Here is a 6,547-nt window from a genome sequence, read left to right as displayed (position 1 = left end):
CTGTTGTTATTAAATAAGGAGTAGATACTGGACAGAAACCTTCCAGTATGACTATTATTTTTATAAACGGCAAACTACCCAAGCGGTAGATTCTGAAAACCCTGCGGGCCACCAGTTCAGAATGACCTCTTTTTTTCATAAAGTCGTCATTCCCGAGTGTTGTAGCCGGGAATCCGTCTTTTGCTGTTTTGGCACGCAACAGCAGATCCCATATAAAAACCTTATGGGATGACGGCGCGTTATTCGTCGTCTACAATCAAGTATCATTTTCCCTTCTTTTCTAATCTAATTTGGCCCCTTTACCTTGCACATCGTAAAAAACTACAATATAATAAACCTTTTTATGGACTTTTTATGCTAAATTTAATCAAACCCGAAAAAGAAACTATCTATATGAAGATTATCCGCGTGTTGCTGGCGATGTGCTTCCTCGTCGTGCCGCTCGTGTTTTTTACCGACCTTACCGCCAATCCGTTTTTTGTGCAAAATACGCTGTTATATGTGCTGTTGGCCCTTATTTACGGTACCTTGGCGTTCCGCTTTTTGCGCTTAAAGGATATTGATTTTACTAAAACATTTTTTGATTTGGCCTTTTTTGTCTATGTGATTGCGTGCGTGGTGGGGTGGCTTTCTGCCGTGTCGTCCGCACCGCAGGCCTTGCGCCAAACAATGTTTTACGGTTTGCTTAATTACGGCACATTGCTGGGTATTGTGGCCTTGGGGGCGTATGTAATCAGCAAAAATGTGGTCTTTTCGGGTGTGATAGAAAGCAAAACCAACTATATTTTGCTCTTTCTGGCGTGGGGGGCGTTGTGGTATTTTTTGCCAATGCTAAAAACGAACATCGCTTCCGATGGCCTTTTTGCGCAAATGTTTGACTGGTACGCGCTCGTGTTGTGGATTTTAGGCGTTTATTTAGGCGTGCGGGTGCTAAAAAAACTTACGCAGGAAAATATTTTGGTACTGATGTTTGTTGCCGTATTTTTGGCTTGCTGTTACGGCGTTTTGCAGGCGCTTGGACTTGAATTTTTATGGCCGTTTGAAATCAACCAGTTTGCCACCAAGGCCTTTTCCACCTTTGGAAACCCGAACTTTTTATCCTCGGCGGTGGTAATGCTGTTGCCGTCGTTACTCGTGTATTATATGCGCACGGACAGCAAAAAGGATTTTATTGTCTATGGCCTGTTAGTGCTTGTATATATTTTGTTCTTATCCTTTGGCGTGGCGCGTTCGTGCTGGTTAGGGGCCTTGTGCGGGCTTATTATGATGTGGATGTTCGGCACGTTGCGCTCGCTTATTTGGCAGCGCAAAGGCCGTGTATTTCTGCTTGCCCTGCTTGCCATAGGCGTAGGTTGGGGCTCCGTATATATAGACGGCGCTTCGGCTACCCGCCCGGTGGCCACGCGCGCCAAGGAACTATCCCTCGTTACGCCCTCTAACATTACGCTTAACATTGATAAGGACCATATCTTCCAGTCGCTCCACCAGCGTTTGTTTATGTGGGATGTTTCCAAGGAAATCTTTTTGGACCGCCCCGTAATGGGCAGCGGTTTGGGAAATTTTCAAATGGCTTTTGAGCAAAACCAGCCCAAAACCTTGCTCCATTATCCCAATTTGCGCGAACTAAAAACCATTACCCACGCGCCGCACAACGAACTGTTCTTCCAACTGGCACAGGGGGGAATTGTCGGTTTAGGCTTGTTCCTCTTTATGTTTATGGTGCTTTTTTTGGAAGTGCGCGACTTTGCCGCCCATAAAAAAGAGGGCGATAAAAAGCAACTTTTGCAGGCGCTATTTTGCGGTATTTTGGGGATGCTGGCGGACAATATGTTTAATATTTCCCTGCACGCGGTGGTGCCGGCGTTTATCTTTTGGTGGATTGTTGGGGCCGAAGTCAGCGGCGTAGGCAAGGAAGAGCGCAGTGTGGTGATTACCGTCAACCCGGTTACCAAAACCGTTGCCTTGGCCGTTTTGGCCTCTTGCGTGGCCGTTATTGCGTGGCAGGGGTTGTGGCTGGCAAGCGAACACCGCGCGTTTTTGGGCCAAAAGGAAATTGCGGCGAAGAATTACCCCGCCGCCGTGGAGAATCTTTCCCGCGCGTTAAAGTTGTACCCGGCCAATACCGAAGCAGGCTTCCGCTTGGGTAATGTCCTTTTGGCGCAGGGCAAATATAAAGACTCCTTGGCCGCCTTTGAAAAGACGATTGCCGCGGCTTCGTATTACGAAGAGGTCTATTTTCACGCCGCCTTGGCCGCCTTGGGCACGCACGACAACAAAAAGGCCGTGCATTACTTAATGGATAATTTAAAATTGCATCCGTACAATTTGCAAGCATATCAAATGCTTTCGCAACTGTTGGATGAAGATGTTATTTATGCTGACGAAAACGCCTTGTCATTGGTGGAACGCGGCTTAAAACTCTTCCCGTACGAGCCCGTGCTGTGGCGTATGGCGGGGGAAATCCATCAAAAATTGGGCGATACCGAATACGCCAAAAGCGTCTATAAGCGCGGCCTTACCGTGGATACACTAGATAAGGAACTACTCGCGCGCTTGGACTCGCTGTACGGCAAAACCAAGGATAAACCCGCTATTTTGGCGCAGGCGCGTCAGTTGCAGCGCTACCAGGAAAAGGCGGACAAGTTTGAAAAAATGTCCGAATTTTACCAGCACCGCTTGCGCAGTGATGTAGAGGCGTATATCAAGGAATACCCCGAGGACACCAACGGGCCGATTTTACTCGCGCGCATTTTGTCGCTTTCCGGCAACGACATTAAATCCAAAGAGGTTTTGGACCAATTGCTCGCCGAACACCCGGACGATTTGTGGGCCAATATCGCGCTTTCCACCCTCTACCGCAAGGCGGAGGACGTGAAAAACGCCAAACGCTGTTTGTTGGATGCGTTGTTTTATTACCCGCAAAACGCGGTGGCTACGGCGCGTTTAAAGGCGCTTGAATAACGGCAATTTTCCGCGTTTATAAAAAATGCGCTTTACAAACCGCGCTAAATTGCTATAATTCTATTATCTGTGTGTTGCAGGGTGAACCCATTATTATCGCAAGGGACAGGAAAATCAATAATGAAAACAAATAAAATATTCAGTTATTTGACCGTTTCTTTCTTATGCTTTTTATTGACGGGGGGAACGCTGGTTTATGCGGCCTCGCCCGCCAAGCAGTTGGCAAAAGGTATCTCGCTGTACGAAAAAAATAAAGACAGCGAAGCAATGGACTATTTTATTGACGTGATGGTTCACGGCGATAAAGACCAAGTAGCCGAAGCCAATAAATATGTGGAATTAATCCATAACCGTATCGGTGGTATTCAAACCCCGGTGGAAGTGGATGTTAATTTTAAAGAAGGCGAAGTAAAAACGCTGGACGACGTAGCCACCGACGCTGTGGCCGAAGCCCAACAGCAGGCGCAAGCCGCCGCGGCCGAAGCGCAAGCCAAAGCCCAAGAAGCGCAAGAACAGGCCGCCGCAGCCAAAGAAGGATTAGTAAACGACGTAAACGCCCAACAACAGGCGTTGACGGACCGCATTGAAGCGCAGCGATTAGCCGCCCAAGAAGCCGCTGATACTGCGCGCCAAAACGCTTTGCAGGCCGCCGCGGATGTGAACGAAGCCGCTGTGGAAGCCTCCACCGTGGCCGGGGCCGCAACTGCCGCCGGAACGGCTGTTCAAAACGCGGACGAACAGGCGATTGCTAATCAAACCCAGACGGTAACGGACGCCGCCCGCCAAGAAGGCACGTTGACCTCGTCGGCTGATTCCACTTTTACCGATTTAACGTCTCCCGAAGCGGTGGAAGCGCGCGATTTATACACCAACCAAAAGTTGGATTCTATGACCGCCGCCGCCATTGAAAAAATCAATGCCGCCAAGGGCGTGCACCTTTATTTCCGCGACAATATGCCCGATGCCTTGGATATTGACGCCGACGTACTTTTTGACGGAAACAAATTTCGCCCCGAAGCCTTGCCGCTCTTAAACAGCATTTACGAAATGTTGGCCTTGGTGCAGGGCGCGGGCTATATTATTTTGCCGCCCGGCTCTTACACTGACGACGTAACCCTCTCGGGTATCCGCCAGGCGATGGCGCTTAACTCTTATTTTGTAAACCGCGGTATTTCCCAAGGCAAATTGCATTACAACTTGGGCCTTGCCGACCAGGAACCGCCGGCCCGCTTTGCCAATTTGAACGGGCTTGCTATCGTGTTTGACTACACCGCCAAATTGCCGACCCGTATGGAAAAGAACGAAGGCAACGAAAAAGCCCCGCTGCTTAGTATGGCGATTGTGCCCCAATGCCACGCCATTGACCGCGCGTTGGGCGAAGCCTATGCAGTAGATTTTTCTGTGTTGGAAACGGTAAACCCGATTGATAACTGGCTCTTGCAGGTCGTCCAGCACGGCCGCGACGGCAACTATTATGTTGTCCGCCAGTTGGAAGGCTTTACGCCGGTTTATCACCAGATTTTATGGAACGGCCGCAAAGGTATTATCGGGCCGGAACTCCCCTGCGGTAAATACACCTTGGTATTGACCGCTACGGATTTGAAGGGCCAAAAACAAACCTTGCGCCGCCGCGTGATTGTGAAATGCTCGGCGCAAAAGAAAACCGCTTCCGCTTCTTGCGGCACCTCTGCCTGCCAGACGGCGGTAACGGGTGATGAACTTTGCCCCTCTTGCAATTATAAAACGGAACGCTTGTGGACCAAACCGACCCGCACGATGACCGCTTCTCACGCGCCTGCGGAACAGCCAGTAGAAACCCAAGCCCAAACGGAAACGGCGGCTCCCGCTGCGGACGTAACCACGACCGTTCCGGTGGATACGCCCGATACGCTCGGCTCGGCGGCTTATCCGTCCACTCAGCAGCCTTATTCTCCGTATGATACCCCGACGGATACGCAAGCCTATACTACGCAGCCGTCCACCGCTCCGGTAAATAATCCGTACGATATGCCGTATGAAGATTACGGCACTGGAAGCGCTAACTAAACCCCGAGGTGAGTATGAATAGCAATCTTGCTAGTATTACGGAAGCGTTAATCGGCCAAAATATGAATGCCCACCCGGATTGCTTGGGTATTTACATTGGCATTGACGAAATGTATGTGGCGCAAACCACCAAAAAAGACAGCGGAACCGTGCTGGAATCTTTGGTGCGCGTGCCGATTAATTCCGTAGATAAAACTTTATTAAAACCGTTAGATTTGAACGAAACGTTCTTTTCTATGGACAGTTGGTTGGAATCCCTTAAAAAAGTAACGTCTAAAAAGAAATGGAAAACCAACCGTGTGGTGGTCAGTTTGGCTTCTTCTTTCTGCTTACTGCGCCACTTTGTTATCCCGGCCGCTATTGAGCGCAAAATGTGGAAGAGTTCCATCCCGCTCCAAGCGCGCAAGTATATTCATTTTCCGTTTGAAAAAGCGGAATATGCGTATCACGTCTATGAATTTGAAACCGCCGCGACCAAGCAAAAACGCCTGGGCGTGGTGTTTGCGATGACCACCAAACTGATTATTGAACGCCTGCGCAAGGGGTTGAAATCGGTGGGGTTGGAACTCGTGTCCGTGGAACCGTCCAGCCTTTCTTTGGGCCGCGCGTTTAACGACAGCGACAAAGAAGCCGTGGGCAACGGCGGCCGCATTTATTCCTTCTTCGGCAAAGACTTGGCGAGTTTTGTTTTCTTAAACGAAAACGCCCCCGTCCTTTTGCGCGAGGTGGAAATTTCGGGTTCTCTGCCGGCGGAACGCCGCCGCTTTGAAATCACCAACTGCACGGAATTTGTGGCCAAACAGTTGGAAAAGGACCCGTTTGAAGAAGCCGTTATCGTGGGTACGGATGTGGACCCGTGGATTCCCGCGCTGGAAGCCGACTCCAAAAAGCCGGTGCGCAAATGGAATTTAAGCGAGGTTTACGGCATTGAAACGCGCTCGGCGGGGGAAATTGCCGCCATTGGCGCGAGCATCAAATTTCACGACCATAAAACCCCAGATTTGGACTTTACCAAAGGCAACCGTTTGAGCGATTACGAATTTAACGCCAGCCTGACCGCTTGGAAAGTGGCCGCGGTGCTGATTGTTATTTTGTTGCTCCTTATCGGCAAAGGCTATTTGGGTGTAAAGAGCGCCGAGAAAAATCTCCGCCAAACCAAGGCTTCCGCCACGCAGACGATTGCCGATTTTGACGGTTTAACGGCCAGCCAAATCCAAAGCAATTTGAGCAAAATGAAGAGCCAAAACTCCAACTTACAGCAAATGTTGCAGTTTGACCATACCATTACGCCTGTAATTATGGAAGTGGTGGACACGATTCCGCAGGAAATGTGGATTACCAAATTTTCCTATACGGACCCGTTCCCCTCCAAGGGCGGTGAAGCCCGCAGCATTGTGTTGGAAGGGGCTATTAAAACCGGTAAAGACGGCCGCGCTGATTTGGCTTTGGGCAACCAGTTTAGAGATAACCTCGTGCAACAGCCCAATTTCAAAAAAATCTGCGGCGAAAAAGCCAACATCCGCTATCCGAACGTAGCGGG

General features: G+C 49.7%; 3 protein-coding genes. All 3 read left to right on the top strand.

The window, feature by feature from the left end; translation table 11 throughout:
• Nucleotides 1-354 precede the first annotated feature (354 nt).
• A complete protein-coding gene (locus B2118_RS07270) occupies nucleotides 355-2,961 on the top strand; it encodes a tetratricopeptide repeat protein (protein WP_428054620.1) in 2,607 nt (868 codons plus the stop codon).
• Nucleotides 2,962-3,081: 120 nt separating this feature from the next.
• Complete coding sequence (locus B2118_RS07265) at nucleotides 3,082-5,007, top strand: hypothetical protein (RefSeq protein WP_428054618.1); 1,926 nt, start codon at nucleotides 3,082-3,084, stop codon at nucleotides 5,005-5,007.
• A gap of 14 nt (nucleotides 5,008-5,021) precedes the next feature.
• Nucleotides 5,022-6,547: hypothetical protein (locus B2118_RS07260; protein WP_428054616.1), on the top strand; the 1,526-nt coding region annotated here is incomplete at its 3' end.

The sequence above is a fragment of the Candidatus Avelusimicrobium stercoris genome (genome assembly GCF_002437085.1).
GTDB lineage: Bacteria > Elusimicrobiota > Elusimicrobia > Elusimicrobiales > Elusimicrobiaceae > Avelusimicrobium > Avelusimicrobium stercoris.
This window is presented reverse-complemented; position numbering and strand designations above follow the sequence as displayed.

Bases quoted from the DNA above. Each gene is read 5' to 3' on its own strand.
- B2118_RS07265 (WP_428054618.1), top strand. From the start codon at position 3,082: ATGAAAACAAATAAAATATTCAGTTATTTGACCGTTTCTTTCTTATGC.
- B2118_RS07270 (WP_428054620.1), top strand. From the start codon at position 355: ATGCTAAATTTAATCAAACCCGAAAAAGAAACTATCTATATGAAGATT.